The organism is Paenibacillus nasutitermitis, assembly GCF_014641075.1.
Taxonomy (GTDB): domain Bacteria; phylum Bacillota; class Bacilli; order Paenibacillales; family Paenibacillaceae; genus Paenibacillus_Z; species Paenibacillus_Z nasutitermitis.
On record NZ_BMHP01000002.1, the window covers coordinates 1,067,724 to 1,089,839 of the forward strand.

Below are 22,116 nucleotides of genomic sequence, written 5' to 3' on the forward strand. Positions count from 1 at the left end.
GGGAGCAGGCTTTCGTAGCCTAATCAGGCTTTTGTTCAGCTTTTTTTCTGCAATACGGGCATCGGACGGGATGAGAAATTAATCGTCTCCAGCATATTCAGCAGGGCGCGCACGGTATCCAGCGAGGTCATACAGACGACCCCGTTCTCTACCGCTTCACGGCGGATACGGAATCCGTCGCGCTCCGGCGCTTTGCCTTTGGTCAATGTATTAACTACGAAATGCGCTTGGCCGTCGCGGATCAGATCCAGAATATTAGGCGAGCCTTCGCTCAGCTTATTCACGGTTTTCACACGCATCCCGGCTTCTTTGAGCGATGCCGCCGTTCCGCCTGTAGCGATAATGTTATAACCCAGGTCATAGAAGCCTTGGAGAATCTCAAGCGCTTCGGGCTTGTCTTTGTCTGCGACTGTCGCGATGATCGCACCTGTCGGCGGAATACGCATTCCTGCGCCGATCAGTCCTTTATACAACGCTTTGGCGTACTGCTGGTCGCGGCCCATTACCTCTCCGGTCGATTTCATTTCCGGCGTCAGCGTCGGGTCGACCCGGCGCAGCTTGGCGAAGGAGAAGACCGGCACTTTCACGGACACATAATCTTCCTCCGGCCACAGGCCTTCGCTATAACCCAAATCAGCCAGCTTGGTACCCAGAATCGCCTTCGTCGCCAGATTCGCCATCGGGATGTTCGTCACTTTGCTCAGGAACGGAACTGTACGCGAGGAACGCGGATTGACTTCGATCACATAAACCTCGTCCTGGTAGATGACAAACTGGATATTGACCAGTCCGATAACCTTGAATTCCTTGGCAATTTTGATCGTGATGTCAATCATCTGCTGCTTCAGCTTGTCGGACAGCGACTGCGGCGGATAGACGGCAATCGAATCGCCGGAGTGGACGCCTGCGCGCTCTACATGCTCCATAATACCCGGAATCAGGACGGTATCGCCATCGCAGATCGCATCGACTTCCGCTTCCTTGCCAAGCATATAGCGGTCGATTAGCACCGGATGCTCCGGATTGATTTTCACAGCCTGTTCCATATACATCAGCAGCTCTTCATCGGAATAAACAATTTCCATCGCGCGCCCGCCAAGCACATAGGACGGACGTACAAGGACCGGATAACCGAGGCCTTGTGCCGTTTCAACAGCTTCGCTCACGGAAATGACTGTTTTCCCTTTCGGTTGGGCGATATTCAGCTTGCGCAGCAGTGCTTCGAACTTCTTGCGGTCCTCTGCAGCGTCAATGCTTTCCAAATCGGAGCCCAATATACGGATGCCCGCTTTGGTGAGCGGAGCCGCAAGATTGATGGCAGTCTGTCCGCCGAACTGGACGATAACGCCAATCGGCTTCTCCTGCTCGATAACGTTCATAACATCCTCGAAGAACAGCGGCTCAAAGTACAGCCGGTCGGACGTTGAGAAGTCTGTCGAAACCGTCTCCGGATTGTTATTGATAATAACCGCTTCATATCCCGCACTTTGAATCGCCCATACTGCATGAACGGTTGAATAATCGAACTCGATGCCCTGGCCGATCCGGATCGGTCCGGAGCCGAGCACAAGCACTTTCTGCTTGTCAGTTTCAGTCACTTCGTTTTCGGTTTCGTAGGTTGAATAATAATATGGTGTTGTCGCTTCAAATTCCGCGGCGCAGGTATCAACCATTTTGTAAACCGGATTCAAGCCCAGTTCTTTGCGGAATTTGCGGATATCATGTTCATTCGTCAGCTCCTTATGGCCGCCCTCCGTGCGAATTTCAGCGATGGAGCGGTCTGAGAAGCCATTGCGTTTGGCCTTATAGAGAAGCTCGTACGTCAGTTTTTCCGCTCGTCTGAGCTCGTCCTCGAAGCGGACAATGCCCTCGATTTTGTCCAGGAACCACCAGTCGATCTTCGTAAGATCCTGCACATCCTGAAGCTTGTAGCCGCGGCGGAACGCTTCTGCCACCAGGAACATCCGCTCGTCATCCGGTTTCTCCAGACGGGTGCGGAGCGTTTCCTCGGAAAGGCCGGACGCTTCCTTCAGATGAATGCGGTGCGCGCCGATTTCAAGCGAACGTACCGCCTTATGAATAGATTCCTCAAATGTCCGGCCGATTGCCATCACTTCGCCGGTCGCCTTCATCTGCGTACCGAGCTTGCGGTTGGCGGACAGAAATTTATCGAACGGCCAGCGCGGGATTTTGGATACAATGTAATCCAGCGTCGGCTCGAAGCATGCGTAGGTTTGGCCTGTCACAGGGTTTACGATTTCGTCCAGCGTATAGCCGATTGCGATCTTGGCTGCCATCTTGGCGATCGGATATCCGGTCGCTTTGGAGGCCAGGGCCGATGAACGGCTGACACGCGGGTTAACTTCGATGACATAATATTGATAGCTGTGCGGATCCAACGCGAACTGCACATTGCAGCCGCCCTCGATATTCAGAGCACGGATAATTTTCAGCGATGCCGAGCGCAGCATTTGGTATTCGCGATCGGACAAGGTCTGGCTTGGAGCCACTACGATGGAATCGCCAGTATGAACGCCCACGGGATCAAAGTTCTCCATGTTGCAGACGACGATGCAGTTGTCGTTCGCATCGCGCATAACCTCGTATTCAACTTCCTTCATGCCGGCAATCGACTTCTCAACCAGACATTGGCTGATCGGGCTGTAACGGATACCCGAGGCTACCGTTTCCAGCAATTCCTCTTCGTTGCCGCAAATACCGCCGCCTGTTCCGCCAAGCGTATAGGCCGGACGCACAATGATTGGGAACCCGATTTCCCGGGCAAAATCAACGGCTTCCTCTACGGTTGTTACAATAACGCTGTCCGGTACCGGCTGTTCCAGCTCACGCATCAAATCGCGGAACAGGTCGCGGTCCTCGGCTTTCTCAATGGCCGTCAGTTGAGTTCCGAGAAGCTTCACATTCTCCCGCTCCAATACGCCTGCGCGGGCCAGCTCTACGGCCATATTAAGGCCTGTCTGACCGCCGAGTGTCGGCAGAAGCCCGTCCGGACGTTCCTGACGGATGATTTGGGTAACAAAATCCAGGGTGATCGGCTCAATATATACTTTATCAGCCATATTCGTATCGGTCATGATTGTAGCCGGATTGCTGTTGATCAGCACAACTTCGAAGCCTTCTTCCCGCAACGCCTGACAAGCCTGTGTGCCGGCATAGTCAAACTCTGCAGCTTGTCCAATTACAATGGGACCGGAGCCGATAACGAGAATTTTTTTGAGTTCATTATTTCTGGGCATACTGCAGCTCTCCTCTCAATGACTCCGCAAGATGTGCCTGACGCGGTCTCTGTGGGTTTTCTTTTTTGTGGGTGCGGATCATTTCCAGGAACTCATCAAACAGGTAACCGGAATCGTACGGTCCAGGCGCTGCTTCCGGATGGTATTGAACCGAGAACGCCGGGTACTGCGTATGTTTCAAGCCTTCAATGGTGCGGTCATTGTTGTTGATATGCGTGACTTCCAGACTGGTGCCTTTCACCGATTCTTCAAGTACGGTGTAGCCGTGGTTCTGCGAAGTGATGTAACAACGGTTGGTAGCCAGCTCTTTCACGGGATGGTTGCCTCCGCGATGACCGAACTTCAGCTTCGATGTGTCCGCACCGCAAGCAAGAGCAAACAGCTGATGCCCCAGACAAATGCCAAACATCGGATATTCGCCGAGCAGCTGCTTGATGGTTTCAACCGCATGAGGAACATCCTTGGGGTCCCCCGGTCCGTTGGACAGCTGTATGCCATCGGGCTTCAGGCGCCGGATCTGCTCGGCCGTCGTATCATGCGGGACTACGATCACATCGCAACCGCGTTTGGTCAAATCGCGCAGAATTCCGCTTTTTGCGCCGTAATCGATCAGAACGATACGTTCGCCTTCTCCAGGGCTTGAGAAGATGCTTTTCGTCGATGTGCGATCAACCTGATTGGTCATTATCGTCGAAAGGCCGAGGCGCTCCTGAAGCTCCTCCACGCGTTCTGCGCCTGTCGACAAAATGCCCTTCATCGTTCCGAAATGACGGAGCTTGCGCGTAAGCATGCGCGTATCGATGTCGCTGATGCCGATAATGCCATACTCTTTCAGCAGACGGTCAAGCGTATATTCAGCGCGCCAATTGCTTGGAACCGGCTCGTGCCGGCGTACGACAAAGCCATGGATAAACGGGCTGATGCATTCAAAATCATTTCGCGCAATGCCATAATTCCCGATAAGCGGGTATGTCATCGTTACGATCTGTCCGCAGTAGGATGGATCGGAAAGTACTTCCTGATAACCGGTAATGCCGGTGTTGAATACGACTTCGCCGGTTGACTGGCCTTCCGCGCCGAAGCCAAGACCTGTAAACAATGTGCCGTCTTCCAATAACAATCTTGCTTGCATCCGTATCACTCCTAATGTTTGAAAGTTTGAAGCGCTGCTGCCTTATCGGACTATTGCGAAAGCAGGAAATACTTTCACATTTGCCGCATGCGCTTTGTTCTAGTTGGTTAGGTCTTTACAGGCTCACAGCTCCGACCAGACTACAGCACCGTCTACAAGGGTCAGCACGGGCCATCCGGTTAACTTCCAACCGCCAAATGGCGTATTATTGCTTTTTGACAAAAACGTTTGGGGATCCACGGTCCGTTCATCCTCCAGATCGATAATCGTCAGATCAGCCGGAGCCCCGACCTCAAGCCGGCCGCTAGCAAGTCTGAATACCCGCGCAGGATCGGAAGTCATCCGTTTAAGCAGGAAGCCCAGCGTCCATTTGCCGGTCTGCACGAATTTCGTGTACAGCAGCGGGAAAGCCGTCTCGAACCCGACAATCCCGAACGGGGCAAGCTGCATGCCGCGGGCTTTCTCATCCGCACTATGCGGGGCATGGTCGGTAACGATCATATCCAGCGTCCCGTCCTCAAGCCCTTCAATGACAGCCTCGACATCGCGCGGCGTCCGCAGCGGCGGATTCATTTTCCAGTTCGGATCCATTCCCGGGATATCCTCGTCGGAGAGCACCAGGTGATGCGGGCATACCTCTGCGGTCACCTTGATTCCTACCTGCTTGGCAAGCCGGATCAGGCGCACCGATTGCTCCGTACTCACATGGCAGACATGATAATGCACACCGGTTGATTCGGCCAATAGAACATCGCGTCCGACATGAATCGCTTCCGATTCATTGGGAATGCCCTTCAGACCATTGCGCTCGGCAAATTTTCCTTCCGAAACGAACAGCCCCTCGACAAGCGAGTCGTCCTCGCAGTGGGCGATGACCGGCATATCCATGGAAGCCGCGAGCGCCATGGCATTCTTCATCATCTGGGCATTCTGAACGCCTACGCCGTCATCCGTAAAGCCGATCGCCCCCGCAGCTTTGAGCGCTGCGAAATCGGTCAGTTCGCGGCCTAGCTCGTTCTTTGTAATTGCGGCATAGGGCAGCACCTTAACCAAACCTTCAGCGTCCGCCTTATCAAGGATGTAGCGCACGGTTTCCGGCGTATCGGTAACGGGCCTTGTGTTGGGCATGCAGGCAATAGTGGTAAAGCCGCCTTTGGCAGCAGACTTTGTGCCCGTGACAATATCCTCTTTATGTTCAAATCCGGGATCGCGCAAATGGACATGCATATCAATCAAACCTGCGGACAGCAGCTTGCCTGCCGCATCCACCACGTCTTGTCCCGCTGTATCGGGCAATCCGTCTGCTGCATCCTCAATTGCTGCAATCAGGCCGTTCTCGATTTTCACATGTCTGATCTCAAGCTGTTCCTTATTTTCATTCCAAATTTGGCCGTTCACTATCCATAAAGATTTCATGTCATTTCTCCTTTCAAAAAGGGCGCTCCATTCGACTAGTGAAGAATGTTTGGCCTGTTCCTGTTCTTCATCGATGCCTGCTCTTGTTCAGCTTCCGCAGGCGAATGACATTAGCCTAGTGCCCGCTCAATAACGGCCATCCGAACGGCGACACCATTTTGCATCTGCTGAAATATTCGCGACTGCGGATGCTCGACAAGCTCATCGTCAATCTCAACATCGCGGTTGATCGGCGCGGGATGCATGATGATGGCATGAGGGGCTATGGAGGCGGCCCGTTCCACCGTCAGCCCGTAATGCTCGCGGTACGCCTCAGCGGATTCGAACTCACCATTCTCATGCCGTTCCAGCTGAACGCGAAGCATCATAATCACATCGGATTTCAGCGCTTCTTCCATCGTGACATAGGGAACATCCAGCTCGCGAGCTGCCATGCTTGGCGGGGAGCAGAACCGGACCTGCATGCCCAGCTTCTTCATCGCCCATAGATTGGAGCGGGCTACCCGGCTGTGCAGAACGTCCCCGATGATGGTGACGGTCAGATCCTGTAGTGCTCCAAACTGTTTGCGTATCGTGTAGAGATCAAGCAGTGCCTGCGTAGGATGCTCGTTATTTCCGTCTCCGGCATTGATCAGCGGCACTTTAACCCTGGTCGCCAGCTCCGCCAGCACTCCGATCGGCTTGAGCCGGATGATGCCTGCATCGATCCCCATGGATTCAAGCGTGCGTACGGTATCGTAGATCGATTCGCCTTTTTGCACACTGGACACGGCGGCGGAGAAATTGAGCACCTCCGCACCCAGCCGTTTCTGTGCGACCTCGAATGAAAACCTTGTGCGCGTGCTGTTCTCAAAAAACATATTGGCTACGAATTTGCCCTGGAGCACAGGAGTTAACTTCTCGGGCCGGGCTTCCCAATAGCCGGCTCGCTCAAGCAGCTCGGTAATTTCCTCCCGGGCCATATCTTTCAATCCCAGCAAGCTGCGCTGTGTAAGGGTTGACGTACTCATTCCCTAGCCTGCCCCCTTTGATGGATAATGGTCACTTTGTCCTCATGATCCACTTCATGTAGCGAGACCTGTATCTGTTCCAGCTTGGAGGTCGGTACGTTCTTGCCTACATAATCAGGACGGATCGGCAGCTCGCGGTGTCCCCGGTCAACCAGCACCGCCAATTGAATCGTCTGCGGTCTGCCGCAGTCCATTAATGCGTCCATGGCCGCCCTTATTGTCCGGCCGGTATACAGCACATCATCGAATAAGATGATCCGCTTGTCCTGTACAAACAGCCCCTCTTCATTCCTGGCCGAAGCTCCTTCTGACCCGGACTGCTGATCCTTGGCCTGAGTGCTCGAACGTCCCCCGGCTCCCCGGTCATCGCGGTAGAGCGTAATATCGATGCCCTGCACATCTACGGGAAGACCTTCAATCTCACGGATCTGCTCGGCGATCCGCTCGGCCAAATAAATCCCGCGGGTACGGATACCGACAAGCACACAATTTTCGATGCCTTTGTTCTTCTCGACAATTTCGTGGGCGATACGCGTTAGCGCACGACGGATCGCAGTTTCGTCCATAATGATACGGTGCTGCTCATCCATACGCTTCATCCGCCTCCTTGACTCCAAGCGAAGCTCGGGCACAATAAAAAACTCCTTGCGGCCGTCGCAAGGAGTCGTTTTAAATGAAGATATCCAAACTGAACCCAGAGAATTACCGCCTGTGCGCAAAACACAAGCGATTCTAAAAGTCAGAAATGATAGGATAATGTCATTTAATCACGATACCTTGACAGCCTCTCTGGACTGAATTAAAGGTACTACTGTTCATTAAATGAATTATCCCACTTTCGATAAATGATGTCAACACCTGCATAAGAGTTGTTAGAGACTGAGCTTTGTTATGCGCTCCACGGCTTTTTCCGTATTCTCGCGGCTTCCGAAAGCCGTAAGCCGGAAGTACCCCTGGCCGCTCTGGCCGAAGCCGACTCCTGGTGTACCGACAATATGAGCTTCCGAGAGCAATTTGTCGAAAAATGCCCAGGAATCGAGACCACTTGGAGTTTTGAGCCAAATGTAAGGCGCGTTGATTCCGCCGAAGACTTCCAGGCCCAGAGAAGCCAGACCATCGCGGATAATACCAGCATTTGTCATGTAATAGTCGATGATGGAAGTGATTTGCGCCTTGCCTTCAGGACTGTAAATCGCTTCTGCGCCGCGCTGCGTCACATAGGAAACACCATTGAATTTCGTGGTGTGGCGCCGGTTCCACAGATCATTGACCAGCAGCGTATTGCCTAGCGCATCCTTTGCTTTCAGCTCACGGGGGACAACCGTATACGCGCAGCGTACACCGGTAAAGCCGGCTGTTTTGGAAAAGCTGCGAAATTCGATGGCAACCTCTTTGGCCCTATCGATCTCATAAATGCTGCGTGGAACATCCTTTTCCTGGATGAAAGCTTCATAGGCGGAATCGTACAAAATAATGCAGTCGTTCGCTTTGGCGTAATCCACCCACCGCTTGAGTTCTTCCTTGCTCAGCGTCATGCCTGTCGGGTTGTTCGGATAACATAAATAAATCAGATCCACCTTGCGCTCAGGCAGACTTGGCGTAAAATCATTCTCGGCGCTGCATGGCAGGTAAACAATATTCTCGTACTGATTGGTTTCTTTATTAAACGGGCCGGAACGGCCTGCCATCACATTGGTATCGACGTATACCGGATAAACCGGGTCCTGAACGGCCACGATCGCATCCTGGCTGAAGATCTCCTGGATATTGCCGACATCGCATTTGGAACCGTCGCTTAGAAACACTTCATTGGTGGCAATATCGATGCCGCGCGCTTTATAATCGTTCTCAATAATAGCCTGAATTAGAAAATCATACCCCTGTTCTGGTCCATAACCGCGAAAAGCTTCGGGATTTGCCAGCTCGTCGACTGCTTTATGCATAGCCTTTATGACGGCATCCGGCAATCCCCTGGTGACATCGCCGATCCCCAGGCTAATAATTTGCGCATTCGGATTTTCCTGGGTGAACTTGGTGCGGCGTTTGGCGATTTCTGAAAACAGGTAGCTGCCCTGAAGCTGCGTATAATTATGGTTAATTTGCGTCATTTGACTCAATCTCACCTTTCCATAGTCGGTTTAAGCAATACGATAATTGCTATAATCATAGCCTACGGATGAAGCAAAAATAATAAAGAAAATGGTGAAAAGTTTGCACTTTTCACCATTATCTCTGACGCAGTATCATTAATTCATGTTCCATGTCCGCTGGAATGGGAGCATTAAATTCCAGGTATTCACCGGAACGCGGATGCTTAAATCCAAGAACAGCCGCATGCAGCGCTTGCCCTTTGAGCCCAATCGTCTTGTTTCGTCCGTACATGGGATCTCCGGCAAGCGGATAACCGATGTACTTCAGGTGCACGCGGATCTGATGGGTCCTCCCGGTCTCGAGCTGCAGCTCCAGCAGCGTAAAGTCCTCACCCAGCCTCTCCAGCACGGCAAAATGCGTGACGGCGCGCTTGCTGCCCCGTTCGATAACCGTAAATAACTTGCGGTCCTGCGGGTCGCGGCCGATCGGAGCGTCGATCGTTCCATGCTCATGCGGCACTTTGCCGTGCACCAGCGCGATATATTTCCGGGTAACCGTATGCTCCTTGAGCTGGGCGGCAAGCGAAGCGTGAGCCAGATCATTTTTGGCGGCCATAATTAACCCCGACGTATCTTTGTCGATCCGGTGCACAATTCCCGGACGCAGCACACCGTTGATTCCTGACAGATCAGTGCAGTGAAAGATCAGTGCATTCACCAATGTACCGGAATAATGACCTGGCGCCGGATGCACGACCATCCCGCGGGGTTTGTTAATGACGATCACATCGCTGTCCTCATACGCAATTTCCAGCGGTATGTCTTGAGGGTCGATGACGGCCTGCTCCGGCTCTGGGATGACAACAGTAACGGTTTCCTCCACGGAAACCTTATGATTCGCCTTAACGGGACGGCCATCCACCATAATCGAGCCGCTCCTGATCCACTCCTGAACCAGTGTGCGCGAGGCCGTTCCTTCCTCAAGGCTATCCGTTACATATTTATCAAGCCGTTGCCCGGATTGGGTTTCGTCTACAGTGAACTCCAGCGGATCCTCATTGAATAGGCTGGTGCTCCTGCTTGCCGTCATGTCCGTCTTGTTTAATTTTTTTATGCTCATTCGAATCTCCGTTCTCATTCTTCATTGAAAGGATAGCGTCCAGCAAAATCAGCCCAACTCCGCAAACGATGCCGGAATCAGCCAGGTTAAATATCGGGAATATGTAAGGGCCAAAGGTGAATTGCAAAAAGTCGACTACATGGCCATACAGCGCACGGTCGAGAAAGTTGCCAACAGCGCCGCCAAGCACCATGCCAAGCCCAATCAATAATAAAGTCGTGCCGGTCTGCCTGTTTCGCTGTATATACCAGATAACTCCCCCAACAACAAATAGCGTAATAATAAGAAAGAACAGTGTTTGCCCTTGAAGTATGCCGAATGCGGCGCCTGAGTTGCGAATAGAGGTGATAACAAAAAAACCGTCGCCAATCACATTGATTTTTTCACCGATAGCCACATTGTACTCCACTAACTTCTTGGCTACCTGGTCAATCACAAATACGAGTACCGCGATCCAATAAAAATAGTACTTCAAATTATCAGGCCCCCTTGTCCCAAACATTGTAGCATATTCTCCCCATTTGCTACCAGCGAATCCTTGATGGCCGAATATCTGCCCTTCTCTGCCAATTTCCCCATCGTTGCCCTCCTCTAAAACAAGGCGGAACAGCATAAGCTAAAGCCAATCTTCCATGCCTGGAGAAACGGATGAAAAGGGGCTTAACTATGAACACCATCACAATGGACCAACTGAATATATTGCGCAGCCGGCTCGAAGCGGAAAGAATGGAGACCTTGGAACGGCTCGATAATAACGATTATTATGGACATGCCGACTCTCAAAGGGATCAAACCGGAGAGCTGTCGATGATTGACAACCATCCGGCGGATGTGGCCAGCGAAACCTTTGAGCGAAGCAAGGACACAGCTCTGCTGGAGCAGGAGGAGCTAAGGCTTGAACGGATTGATGCTGCCCTTACCGCTATGGACAATGGCGTATATGGAAACTGCCGCGTCTGCGGGGAACTGATTCCTTACCAGCGGCTCAAGGCGCTTCCGGATACCTTGTATTGTGTGGAGCACTCTCCGCGGCAGGAAGTATCAGAGCGCAGACCGGTTGAAGAACAGGTGCTCTCGCCTGCATTCGGACATTCCAGTATGGATGAAAACGAAGGCTACAATGGCTTCGACGGGGAAGATGCATGGCAGATCGTGGAGCAGTGGGGAACGTCCGATTCCCCCGCGATGTCCGAGAACCGCGATGTCACCTCCTACGATGAGATCGGCATAGAAGCCGGCGAAGCGGACGGATATGTGGAGCCGCTGGAAAGCTTCTTGGCTACCGATATCACCGGGACCATTGTGAGCGTAGTTCGAAACCGGGAATATTACGATTACCTGAAGCGTGAAGAAGGGGATCATGATCTGGAATAACCCTTATTCTTCTCAGCTTCCTGGCACTTGACTTGACTAATAGGCCTTGCCTTCCAGCTGATGCTGGACGATTCGGACAATATCGGCGATGTAATCCCCGATAATGGGCAGGTTTAGTGCCCCAAGAAGCTGTAGAATATATACAATCGTTGCGGCAAAAAAAGTAAAACCAAGCGCGATGCCGATACCCCTGAAGACGCCTGCCAACAAATTGCGCCAGATCAATGAAAGCGGGCGATTGAGAAGCAATACGTAGTCCGCCATTTGCGAACGCTCCATATCCACTGCCACCTTCTCCAGCCGGCGGTCGAGAATTTCCATGGAGTGCTGAATAGCGTTTAAGCTTTTAGTCTGCTCGGTCATCCTGTTATCCTCCCGTACCATCTGCGGTCATCGTTGCTAAACTACACCGGATATGGATCGTCGAATGGCGTTTTGTCCGATGAAAAGGGCGCCCATGCCATGCGGCCGGCGAGCGGTACAAACCGCTTCGCCAGCTGCAATTGCATGGGCGCCTTCGTGCATATCAGTAATTCTGGGTTTAGAATACCCCTAACCGCCGATTAAAATCCCAATTTCTTTCTCCCCGATCTTCATGCGTTCCATTCCTTCAATGCTTTCGTAATCCACTCCGCTGAGCAGCACATTCTCTTTTAATACCGATTCAAATGCTTGCAGCGCTGCCGCGAGCTCTGCATCGACATCCAGCGTGAGATGAACCCGCTTCTCAATAGGCAGATCCAGCTTCTTGCGCGTGTCCTGCACGGCCCGGATCACTTCGCGGACCAGTCCTTCCTGCTCAAGCTCCGGTGTGATATCCGTATTGACGGCAACCGTCAACTGATAGCCCGAAGCTGAGGCAAATCCGGCTTTGGCTTGTTTCTCAACAAGCAATTCGTCCATAACAAGGCTGATATCTTCGCCTTCGGCCGTTGTATATGGAAGCATACCGTTTTGAACGGCCGCATGGGTTTCTTCCGGAGTAAGCTGCTTCAGATACGCTTGAATGGCTCCAACCAGCTTGCCGTATTTTTTGCCTGCGGCTTTCAGGTTGAGCTTGAAGGTGAAATCCACAAACCCGCTGTCGCCGCTTGCAATCGTAATGGACTTCATGTTGATTTCGTCCTTAATGATATCCTCATAGGCGGAAAGATCAAAATCACGATCCAATGCGACAATCAGCTCGGATAACGGCTGACGCGTCTTGATTCCTGTTTCATTGCGGACATTGCGTGCAAGCTCAACGATCTGGCGGGCTGTCTCCATATCCCGTTCCAATGTTTCGTCGATCGCCGCTTCATCTGCCCTTGGGTAGTCGGCCAGATGAACACTTCCCATGTCTGAGCTCAAGTTACTGTAGATATCCTCTGCCAGTATGGGGGCATATGGGGCAATTAACCGCGATAGCGTGAGCAGAACATGATGCAGCGTACCGTAAGCATCCAGCTTGTCATCATTCAGGCCGCTTCCCCAGAAACGGTCGCGCGACCGGCGGATATACCAGTTGCTGAGCTCATCCACGAAGCTTTCAATCGCTTTGGCCGGATTAAGAAAATCATTCGCCTCTAGCCCTCGGATAACCTGATGTGTCAGACTGTTCAATCGGGATACGATCCAGCGGTCCAGCTTCGCTGCAGACTTCCGGTAAGGATGCTGCGCAGGCTCATACCCGTCAATGGAGGCATACAGGGCAAAGAAAGCGTGGGTATTGACGATCGTATCGATGACTTTCGATTTTGCTTCGCCAACAATTCCGCGCGAGAAACGTTTGCTGTTCCACGGTGCGCTATCGGCAAGCAAGGCCCAGCGGAAAGCATCCGCGCCGTATTCATCGAGGATCTCCCACGGATCAACGACATTCCCTTTTGATTTAGACATTTTCTGCCCATTCTCGTCGAGTACATGCCCCGTTGAGAGAACCGCTTTGTACGGAGCCTGGCCATTATATAATGTCGATACCGCCAGCAGACTGAAGAACCAGCCCCGCGTCTGATCGATTCCTTCACAGATGATATCGGCCGGATATTGATCCGTAAAGGCTTCCTTATTCTCAAATGGATAATGCTGCTGTGCAAACGGCATCGATCCGCTGTCAAACCAGACATCAATGACTTCCGGCGTTCTGCTCATCACGCCTCCCTCACATTGCGTACAGGCGAGCTTGACTTCATCCACATAAGGCTTATGCAATTCGATATCCGGTGAGATCGGCTGAATCGAGCGGGCGACCAGATCCGCCCTGCTACCCGGCGAGTGCTGGGCGCCGCAGCTGTCGCAAACCCAGACATTAAGCGGCGTTCCCCAGTAACGGTTGCGGCTGATATTCCAGTCAACGAGATCCTCAAGAAACTTGCCGAACCGACCTTCACGAATATGGCCCGGATACCAGTCCACGGAATTATTATTGGCAATCAGCTGATCCTTGACGGCCGTCGTTTCAATAAACCAGCTTTCCGTCGCATAGTAGATAAGCGGTGATTTGCAGCGCCAGCAGAAGGGATAGCTGTGCTCATAACGTTCCTTGGAGAATAGCAATCCTTGTTCGCTGAGCATTTTGACAATATCAATATCGCAGTCTTTCACGAAACGCCCGGCCAGATCCGTCACTGTGTCCATGTATCGACCGGCGTTATCCACCACATTCAGGAAGCTCACGCCATTTTGGCGGGCTGCCTTATAATCGTCTTCGCCATGGGCAGGAGCAATATGGACAATACCCGTACCGCTCGTATCACTTACAAAATCGCCTGAGATAACCACATGGCCATGTTCCAGCGAAGCATAACGGAAAGGAGGCTCATATTTCATACCGACCAGATCCGCGCCTTTTACCGTCGATTCGATTGCATAATCGCTTTTCATGACGCTTTCCACAAGACCTTCTGCGACGATATACCGCTCACCGTTCTTGCGTACATAAGCATAGTCAAGCTTGGGATTGACCGCTAGCGCGACATTGGCCGGGAGTGTCCATGGCGTTGTCGTCCACGCCAGCACATAGGCGTCCGAATCCGCCAGCTTGAATTTAACGGTAGCACTGAGGTCTTTCACATCCTCGTAACCTTGCGCTACCTCATGGGAACTGAGCGTAGTTTGGCAGCATGGGCAGTAAGGACTGACCCGATGTCCGCGGTATAGCAGACCTTTGCCGTGTATGGTGGACAAAATATGCCATACAGACTCGATATAGTCGTTGTTCAGTGTAATATAAGGATTATCCATATCCGTCCAGTAAGCAATCGCCTCAGTCAGATCACGCCATTGACGCTCGTACTCGAACACGCTGTCCTTACACTTATTCACAAAAGCTTCGATGCCATATTTCTCGATTTCCTGCTTGCCGGAGATGCCCAGCTGTTTCTCCACACCAAGCTCGACCGGCAAACCATGCGTATCCCAGCCCGCTTTACGGACTACGCGATAACCGGACATTGTCTTGTAGCGGCAAATGAAATCCTTAATGACCCGGCCCAGCACATGACCGATATGCGGTTTGCCATTTGCAGTAGGCGGGCCTTCATAAAATACAAAATTAGGCTTGCCGTTGCGGTTCTCAATCGACTGCTGAAATGTCTGTTCCTCTTTCCATTTGTCCAGTACCCGGACATCCCGGGCTCTTGCACGTTCTTTCACGTCTACGCGCTGCATCTTCTTGTGGTCCCCTTCCGGTATAAACAACCCTGGATATTTTTTGTTGATTGGAGCAGGTCAATACTGTTAATGAAAACAAAAAAAGCCTCATCCCAAAAAGGGACGAGGACATGCTCGCGCTACCACCCTTGTTCCAAGTACCCTCTGAAGGGCCGTGACTTTCTCTGCATAGTCCGCAGGATCAGTCAGGACCGACATAATTCAATACTTGACACTCATTCACGGATCATCGATATCCGCACTCCAGGTAACGGTGGATTCCGTCAGCGCTTAGTCTTGTTTCAATTCGATTCGGCGCCGCTTCTCGGAGATGATATTCAACCATTGCTTTGCTCACCGACTCACAGCAATCATCGGATTCTCTGGGAGCATGCCAACGGCCTACTTGTTCTCGTCAACAAATTTTGAAGGATTAATTAATCACATTTATACGCCAGTCTTGCCTGTTTGTCAAGTATGGCGGATTTATTTAAGAATTATTGATCATTTCATTAGACATACGGTCTCCAGATATACGGTCTCCACTGCCTTCAAGCGAATCCCATCCATTATTGCTAAGCAGTTCAAGCTGCGCTTCCACCAAGGAACGGAATCGGGCACGGTAGATGGAGGCCTGTTTCTTCAGCTCCTCTACCTCAAGAGATACTTTACGCGATTTGGAGAGGGCCTCGTTAATAATACGGTCCGCATTCTTCTCTGCTTCTTTTACAATCAACTGAGCTTCCTTCTTGGAATTGCTCTTTACCTCGTCAGCGGCTTCCTGGGCGACGATGATCGTCTTGCTGAGCGTTTCCTCTATATTGGAGAAGTGGTTCAACTTTTCCTGAAGGGACAAAGATTGATTTTGCATTTCTTTGTTTTCACGGATAAGCGCCTCGTAATCCTTGATCACCTGATCAAGAAATTCATTAACTTCATCTTCGTCGTATCCGCGAAGACGTCTGCCGAATTCTTTGTTATGTATGTCCAATGGCGTAAGCGGCACTGGCGCACCTCCCAAGAGTGTGAAAGAGTTGAAGAACGAAATCGTAATCGCATATGAGTAAAAAACGCAGGATATTGCATCGCTTGACTTGCAGCAATAGCCTGACTGATTACTTTCGACATATCGAGCTAAAATCCTGCAAAGCGGTTATATAAATTTGCCGATTCTGACCCTGACTCTGCCTTTCTTGGTCACGCCTTCAACGCCGAGCACCTTAAACCGTCCTAAACCCTGAAAGGAAACGACATCCCCATCTTTAAGCAAAGCGGAGGGATCTTCTTCGGACCGCCAATTGACCCGGCAGCGGCCAGCCCTGATCGGGTCCATAATTTTAGAACGGCTGACCCGGTATACATCGCTGGCAATCCCGTCCAGACGCAAAGAAGCCACCGATAGGCTCTGTTCCTCCAACATCGGCGCAGCAGGCTGCAGAAGAGATAAAGGAACAATTTCAGTGAGAACGTGAACCCGGTGAACTTGACGCAAATGGATATTGACGTAATCGGCAATTTCCTCTACCACCAAACAATGACAAAACTCCGGATGGATGTGCAGATCTCCCACCCGGTCGCGTTTAATGCCCAAACCCAGCAGCGCCCCCAGGTAATCCCCGTGGTCCAGCTGTAGATGGCCTCCAGTTCCGGCCGTAATCTGAACCAGCGCTATGCCTTCCGGCTCATCATCCAATACCCGGTAATCCGGCGCGATGAGCGCCCGTCTGCGCTCAGCCTGCTCGTATCCGCCCGTCAGCTTAATCTGGATGTCCATCTGCCGATTGGCAAGACTCCATATAATATCGGCTTGCCGGGGATCAAGGAAATCCGTACGTTTCAGCTCGTGGCCAAAAGCCGCGCGTTCAATCCACTCCGATGCCCGATCGACGAAAGCACGCTCATCCGGATGAAAATGCACATACAGATCTTGTTTCATGGAAAGATCATTTTAAGGATCGCAATAATCCCGTAGGCCACAAACCGGAGCGCGAACAACGCAACAATTGGGGAAATATCGAGCATTCCGCCAATCGGCGGGATAATCCGTCTGAAAGGCGCCAAATAAGGTTCTACGATCTTACCCAACAGCTCGCCGATAAAACTTTCGCGCGCGCTTGGAAGCCACGACAAAAGGATATAGCCAATAATCAAAAAGTTGTAGATCGTATAAAGGTTCATGACAATGCTCGTTACATTCCAGTCCAACTAAAGGTCACCTCGATTTTTTATATTCATTCTCTTCAGCCAGCATATCCGTAATCGATCCTTGAATTTCAACCGTATCCGGCGTGCACAAGAATATATTCGGTCCGATTTTCGAAATGCTTCCATTCAGAGCGTAGATGGTTCCGCTAAGAAAGTCAACAATCCGCACGGCCAAATCCGTACGTACACGCTGCAGATTGACAACAACAGACCGGCGCGAGCGCAGATGGTCGGCAATATCCTGAGCCTCGTCATACGATCGGGGCTCGTTCAAAATAACGCGAACATTTTTTTGCGAATGAATGCTAACTACATTATTGCCTTTTGTAGATTGTTTACGTGCTTCAAACGGAGAAGTTTCAATCTCTTGTTCCTCAAGATTGTCGATTCGTTCACGCTCAACGATTTCCTCTTCTTCCTGCAGCCCGAGAAAACTCATAAATTTATTCATGACGCTCATTATCCATTCCTCCTAAGAGTTTCTGGCGATACTTCCTGGTTTCACACCGAAGCGAGCCAGAAACTCACTTCGAAAGCTTATGCTGAGTTTCTGGCGATTCAGGTTTTTCCGACAAGGACCGTGCCAAGCCGGAGCCAGGTAGCCCCTTCTTCTACGGCCACTTCAAAATCGTTCGACATGCCCATAGATAACCCATTCACAGGCTGACGAAGCACAGCGGAAACATTTAGTTCATCCCGCAGCTGGCGTAAACCGCGAAACACGGGACGGGCCTCCTCCGCTTCACCCTCCAGAGGCGCCATTGTCATAAGTCCAACCGGCTCGATATGCTTCATCGACGCAAGCTCCTGCGCGAATGCTTGCAGTCCCTCCGGTGCTATGCCATGCTTGCTGTCTTCACCGGATACGTTCACCTGTATAAAACAAGGAACAGTTATCCCGAGCTGCTCTGCCCTAAGCTCAATCGCTTTGGCCAGCGAAGAGCGGTCCAGTGAATGGATATACGTAAATCTCCCGACAACCTCTTTCACCTTATTGGTCTGCAAGGAGCCGATAAAATGCCAGCAGGCTTGTCCCGCAGGCACATCTCCAACCGCTTCGCTTCCGTCCCCGCTGATGGCCCGCCATTTGGCAGCGGCATCCTGCCAGCGGTTCTCCCCCAGGTGGACCAGCCCGTGCCGCAGCACGTCAGCAGTCCGGTCCACACCCACATATTTGGTTACTGCGATTAGCTCAATATCTTGCCGGCTTCTGCCGCTTCGGCTGCAAACTTCGGCAAGCCGCCGCTCTACCGTTTCAATCCGTTCCGCTAATGTCATAACTTGCCTTCACCTCTCATGCCAATCCAGCTGACCATCCGCCCAGTAGCTCCTCCCTCCATACGATGGGAAAAGAAGAGTTCTGTGCTGCAGCCAGTACACCATTCAGATAATTCGATAGACATCGGCAAAATTCCTGCTTTTATCATAATCTGTCGGTTGATTTCTTTCAAGTTGATCCGCGCCCGGCCATTTACGGCGTCATGTATGACCTGCTTCGCATCTGTCCCGAGTGCCTGTTCGAGCTCCCGTACGAGAGGTTCCACCCGGCTAAGAACCGTCTGATCGACCTCGTAGCAGCAGTCTCCAATGGACGGGCCGATCGCTGTCTTGATGTCCCCGGCCAAACAGCCATAGCCATCTGCCATGGCCTCAATCGTGTACCGGGCAATCTCCAGCACGGTGCCTTTCCAGCCCGCATGGGCAAGGGCGATGACGCCCTGCTTCGGATCAAAAAAATATAACGGCACACAGTCCGCGTAGAAGGAAGTAAGCAATATATCTTTCTCGTCTGTCATCATCGCATCGGAATCGGCGATAGCCGTTTCCCGGCTCAATCGTCCCTTCCCTTTATCCTCTGCGCTTACCCGGTAAATATGACGGCCATGAACCTGCTCGGCGCAGGTCCAGCTTTCAAATGGCCACTCCAGCGCGTTCGCAAGCCGTCTCCGGTTGTCGACCACAGCAGCGGATTCATCACCGACATGCAGCCCGCAGTTCAAGGATGTCCACGGCTCATGGCTAGTCCCGCCAAGCCTGCTTGTGAAACCCGCCGTCAAACCGGCATCATGCTCCGACCACTGCGGCAATAAAAAAAGCGAAGGCCCCTTCGCTGAATCTTCCCTTTTAAATGTTTCCATATTCGCTCACCCCGTAACAGTTTACCATAGGGGCGGCCGCTCATGCGAGCGGTGTTATCCGCCCGCGCAGCCAGCAAGCGTGCTTTTTCACTCATCTGGATCCATTGTCGTCGTCTTCATTCTTGTATACCTTGGCATCATCCATTCGGACAAGCACAACATCCGTCCCGATCTTCACGATATTGCGCCAGGGAATGACAACATCCGTTCCGCCGCCGCCGAACATGCCGAAGAACTTGGTGTAACTCGGCACCACAATGGAATCGATCCGGCCATGCCGCAGGTCCAGCTCCAAATCACTCACTTGACCCAGTTTACGGCCGTCAACGATATTAATGACATCCTTCGTTTGAAAATCAGATATTTTCATTTCGGACTCACCACGTTTCCGCAGATGTTAGGCATGCAGACAGCAGCTTTATTGGGGCTTCGCCTACACATTATTACTATATGTAAGCAAAAATTAAAATGTCCATATTTCCATGAAAAACTTGTCCTGCTTCCGGTAGTGCGAGTCGGGAACAGCCATAAAGCATAAAAAAACGGCGCAAGGCGCGCCGTTTCAGGTTTTAACATGCTTTTGCATTTGCTGAATAGCTGATTTTTCAAGCCGTGAAACCTGTGCCTGCGAGATGCCGATCTCATCGGCAACCTCCATCTGGGTCTTTCCTTCGAAAAACCGCATCGATAAGATCATTTTTTCCCGTTCATTGAGTTTATGCATCGCTTCGCGAAGCGCAATTTCCTCGATCCACGAGACATCCTTGTTCTTGTCGTCGCTGATTTGATCCATCACATAGATCGGGTCTCCCCCATCGTGATAGATCGGTTCAAATAAGGATACGGGATCCTGAATGGCATCAAGGGCAAATACGACTTCTTCCTTGGGCACATTCAACGCCTCGGAAATTTCCATAATAGTCGGTTCCCTCGAATTCTGATTGGTCAGTGTATCCCGGACCTGGAGTGCCTTATAGGCAATATCCCGCAAGCTTCGCGAGACCCGTATCGGGTTGTTGTCCCTCAAATAACGACGAATTTCTCCGATAATCATCGGCACGGCGTAGGTGGAAAACTTCACATTCTGACCAAGGTCAAAATTATCGATGGCCTTCATGAGACCAATGCAGCCGACTTGAAATAAATCATCAACGAACTCCCCACGATTATTAAATCGTTGTATGACACTGAGTACCAGTCTAAGGTTGCCGTTGACCAATTTCTCTCTTGCTGCCCATTCATTCTGTGTTTGCAAAGCCGTGAAAAGTTCCCGCATTTCGACATTGGTAAGGACAGGTAGCTTTGCGGTATCCACACCACAAATCTCGACTTTGTTTCGGGTCAACGTAATTACCTCCCAAGGAGAAACATTAATCTACAGTATCTCCTCGGGTCTCCAATTTATTCCCCTAAACATGAATCGATATGGCTTTAGTCCGATCCGGAGCCCTCAATTCCGCAGCCCGGTTGGGCTGCCGGGAAGAGGAAGATTATTCCGTTATAATGGGATTGCCCGGACTTAGACGCTTCAGCAGACGTTCACGCTCGGCAGGCGATCCTTCCACGCTGATTGCTCCCTTGTACAGAATGTTTCCTCCGCTTCGGTCAAGGATCGCTATGCCGGGTTGACCGCCGATATCCATCGAAATATACAGCTTGTTCTTAGAAAGCAAGACGTTATTCACGGATTGGGTCCCGAGCTCCTTCAAGGTCAGGAGCGTTTCGCTTGCGGTATTGTCAACCAGACGGTACACGAAGATATGTAAACCTAATTGATCAACGAATGTCCGCACGAGTTCCGTTTCGTCCATATATAGAGATAAGTTGCCCTCTTCTTTAAAAACTTCAGTTTCATGAAGGGGGAGCGGCTTTAATTGTCCGGCTGCCAGATCATAGACCTTTCTATTTTCGCTCTTTGCTATCCATGAATAAGAATCCTGATCGTTCTCAGTTTTTGTGAATTCCTGAAACCTGTATACGACATGGGAGCTGGGAGCCAATGGATCAATGGCGGGAACAACAGACATTTCAAGTCGTTTTCCATTTTCCCGATTATTCTCGCTGGGTGCTGACAAAAGTTCATCTGAACCGGTTAGTTTCCCGCTTTTCTCATCGATGGAATAAAGATGGATGGTACGCAGGTCTTCCGAATGGCTTGCCCCCGGCTGCAGCAGGTTTGTAGTGAAAATTTTAAATTGTCCGTTAACCATCTGGACATCGTCCACATGAATCCAAAACAAATTCCGGGCTTCCTTCCCAGTCACTGGTACGTCAAGGCTGCGCGTCTCTTCCGCTTTCTTATCCCAGATGGAAAGATTAATGCGGAAATTGTAGCTGCCTTTTGTATTGCTGTAATCATAGGGAGTGCTGGCATAAACAATCAGATCGTCATTCTCATAAAAACTGTTTGGATCATAGCGTCCTGGGAGGAACTGCCGATGGGACGAAATGATCGAATTGAAATGTTTGGAATAACTGGTATGCATGTAGAATTGGTCCAGGAAGCTTTTATCACTATCATACTTGCTGCCTTCTATACCAACCTTCATTCGTTCCGTATATAACCCCGCTCGATAAAATCCCTCCAGCATAAGACCTTCAGCCGCCTGCTCGTCCCCCTGAAGCTTCATCAATCGATACTGGGGAAGATCGTTATCCGCAGCTTGCACGTAATAAGTGCCGATCGAGACAATGATTAAAATAAGAAGCAGTGCTGATAATCCGTATCGTTTCAACGTTTATAT

General features: G+C 51.2%; 20 protein-coding genes and 1 other annotated feature. Of the genes, 1 reads left to right on the forward strand and 19 read right to left on the reverse strand.

Features of this window, described 5'->3' with window-relative positions:
- Window positions 1-35 precede the first annotated feature (35 nt).
- The 8 genes from carB to lspA form a co-directional block, all read right to left on the reverse strand.
- Window positions 36-3,257 carry a carbamoyl-phosphate synthase large subunit gene (gene carB / locus IEY46_RS15180; RefSeq protein ID WP_188992816.1) on the reverse strand — a complete coding sequence of 1,074 codons (3,222 nt, stop codon included), beginning with the start codon at window positions 3,255-3,257 and terminating at the stop codon, window positions 36-38.
- Entirely contained in the window at window positions 3,244-4,389 is a 1,146-nt protein-coding gene (carA, locus tag IEY46_RS15185) for a glutamine-hydrolyzing carbamoyl-phosphate synthase small subunit (RefSeq protein ID WP_188992817.1), read from the reverse strand. Before carA ends, carB begins: the two co-directional genes overlap by 14 nt.
- Window positions 4,390-4,512: 123 nt before the next feature.
- Window positions 4,513-5,805 (reverse strand): dihydroorotase, encoded by a 1,293-nt coding sequence (gene pyrC / locus IEY46_RS15190; RefSeq protein ID WP_188992818.1) that lies wholly within the window; start codon window positions 5,803-5,805, stop codon window positions 4,513-4,515.
- 110 nt (window positions 5,806-5,915) lie between these two features.
- Window positions 5,916-6,815 (reverse strand): aspartate carbamoyltransferase catalytic subunit, encoded by a 900-nt coding sequence (locus IEY46_RS15195; protein WP_188992819.1) that lies wholly within the window; start codon window positions 6,813-6,815, stop codon window positions 5,916-5,918.
- Window positions 6,812-7,405 (reverse strand): bifunctional pyr operon transcriptional regulator/uracil phosphoribosyltransferase PyrR, encoded by a 594-nt coding sequence (pyrR, locus tag IEY46_RS15200; protein ID WP_188992820.1) that lies wholly within the window; start codon window positions 7,403-7,405, stop codon window positions 6,812-6,814. The genes IEY46_RS15195 and pyrR overlap by 4 nt, the downstream gene beginning before the upstream one ends.
- Window positions 7,406-7,687: 282 nt before the next feature.
- Window positions 7,688-8,923, reverse strand: coding sequence for an LL-diaminopimelate aminotransferase (locus IEY46_RS15205; RefSeq protein WP_188992821.1), 1,236 nt, complete (start codon window positions 8,921-8,923; stop codon window positions 7,688-7,690).
- Window positions 8,924-9,041: 118 nt separating this feature from the next.
- Window positions 9,042-9,995, reverse strand: a complete 954-nt coding sequence (locus IEY46_RS15210) for an RluA family pseudouridine synthase (protein WP_188993883.1) — start codon at window positions 9,993-9,995, stop codon at window positions 9,042-9,044.
- Window positions 9,961-10,500 (reverse strand): signal peptidase II, encoded by a 540-nt coding sequence (gene lspA / locus IEY46_RS15215; protein ID WP_229750310.1) that lies wholly within the window; start codon window positions 10,498-10,500, stop codon window positions 9,961-9,963. Before lspA ends, IEY46_RS15210 begins: the two co-directional genes overlap by 35 nt.
- Window positions 10,501-10,691: 191 nt before the next feature.
- Here lspA and IEY46_RS15220 point away from each other — a divergent pair, with 191 nt between their 5' ends.
- Entirely contained in the window at window positions 10,692-11,399 is a 708-nt protein-coding gene (locus IEY46_RS15220; RefSeq protein ID WP_188992823.1) for a TraR/DksA C4-type zinc finger protein, read from the forward strand.
- A 36-nt stretch (window positions 11,400-11,435) separates the two neighbouring features.
- Here IEY46_RS15220 and IEY46_RS15225 read toward each other — a convergent pair whose 3' ends face one another.
- From IEY46_RS15225 to IEY46_RS15275, 11 genes are all read right to left on the reverse strand, one after another.
- The gene (locus IEY46_RS15225) at window positions 11,436-11,720 is read right to left on the reverse strand and encodes a DUF5665 domain-containing protein (RefSeq protein WP_373288834.1); all 285 of its coding nucleotides are present in this window, start codon (window positions 11,718-11,720) and stop codon (window positions 11,436-11,438) included.
- Window positions 11,721-11,951: 231 nt separating this feature from the next.
- Window positions 11,952-15,047, reverse strand: a complete 3,096-nt coding sequence (gene ileS / locus IEY46_RS15230; RefSeq protein WP_188992825.1) for an isoleucine--tRNA ligase — start codon at window positions 15,045-15,047, stop codon at window positions 11,952-11,954.
- 98 nt (window positions 15,048-15,145) lie between these two features.
- Window positions 15,146-15,457, reverse strand: a binding site (T-box leader).
- Window positions 15,458-15,519: 62 nt separating this feature from the next.
- Window positions 15,520-16,035, reverse strand: coding sequence for a DivIVA domain-containing protein (locus IEY46_RS15235; protein WP_188992826.1), 516 nt, complete (start codon window positions 16,033-16,035; stop codon window positions 15,520-15,522).
- A gap of 147 nt (window positions 16,036-16,182) precedes the next feature.
- Complete coding sequence (locus IEY46_RS15240) at window positions 16,183-16,965, reverse strand: YlmH family RNA-binding protein (protein WP_188992827.1); 783 nt, start codon at window positions 16,963-16,965, stop codon at window positions 16,183-16,185.
- The gene (locus IEY46_RS15245; RefSeq protein ID WP_505812890.1) at window positions 16,962-17,234 is read right to left on the reverse strand and encodes a YggT family protein; all 273 of its coding nucleotides are present in this window, start codon (window positions 17,232-17,234) and stop codon (window positions 16,962-16,964) included. Before IEY46_RS15245 ends, IEY46_RS15240 begins: the two co-directional genes overlap by 4 nt.
- Window positions 17,235-17,241: 7 nt before the next feature.
- The gene (locus tag IEY46_RS15250; RefSeq protein ID WP_188992828.1) at window positions 17,242-17,694 is read right to left on the reverse strand and encodes a cell division protein SepF; all 453 of its coding nucleotides are present in this window, start codon (window positions 17,692-17,694) and stop codon (window positions 17,242-17,244) included.
- A 98-nt stretch (window positions 17,695-17,792) separates the two neighbouring features.
- The gene (locus IEY46_RS15255) at window positions 17,793-18,512 is read right to left on the reverse strand and encodes a YggS family pyridoxal phosphate-dependent enzyme (protein WP_188992829.1); all 720 of its coding nucleotides are present in this window, start codon (window positions 18,510-18,512) and stop codon (window positions 17,793-17,795) included.
- Window positions 18,509-19,372: a peptidoglycan editing factor PgeF gene (gene pgeF, locus IEY46_RS15260; protein WP_188992830.1), complete on the reverse strand. Its 864-nt coding sequence runs from the start codon at window positions 19,370-19,372 to the stop codon at window positions 18,509-18,511. The genes IEY46_RS15255 and pgeF overlap by 4 nt, the downstream gene beginning before the upstream one ends.
- Before the next feature lie 91 nt (window positions 19,373-19,463).
- Window positions 19,464-19,742, reverse strand: coding sequence for a PRC-barrel domain-containing protein (locus tag IEY46_RS15265; RefSeq protein ID WP_188992831.1), 279 nt, complete (start codon window positions 19,740-19,742; stop codon window positions 19,464-19,466).
- A gap of 192 nt (window positions 19,743-19,934) precedes the next feature.
- Window positions 19,935-20,717, reverse strand: coding sequence for an RNA polymerase sporulation sigma factor SigG (gene sigG / locus IEY46_RS15270; RefSeq protein WP_188992832.1), 783 nt, complete (start codon window positions 20,715-20,717; stop codon window positions 19,935-19,937).
- A gap of 145 nt (window positions 20,718-20,862) precedes the next feature.
- Window positions 20,863-22,107: a hypothetical protein gene (locus tag IEY46_RS15275; protein ID WP_188992833.1), complete on the reverse strand. Its 1,245-nt coding sequence runs from the start codon at window positions 22,105-22,107 to the stop codon at window positions 20,863-20,865.
- Between the last annotated feature and the right edge of the window lie 9 nt (window positions 22,108-22,116).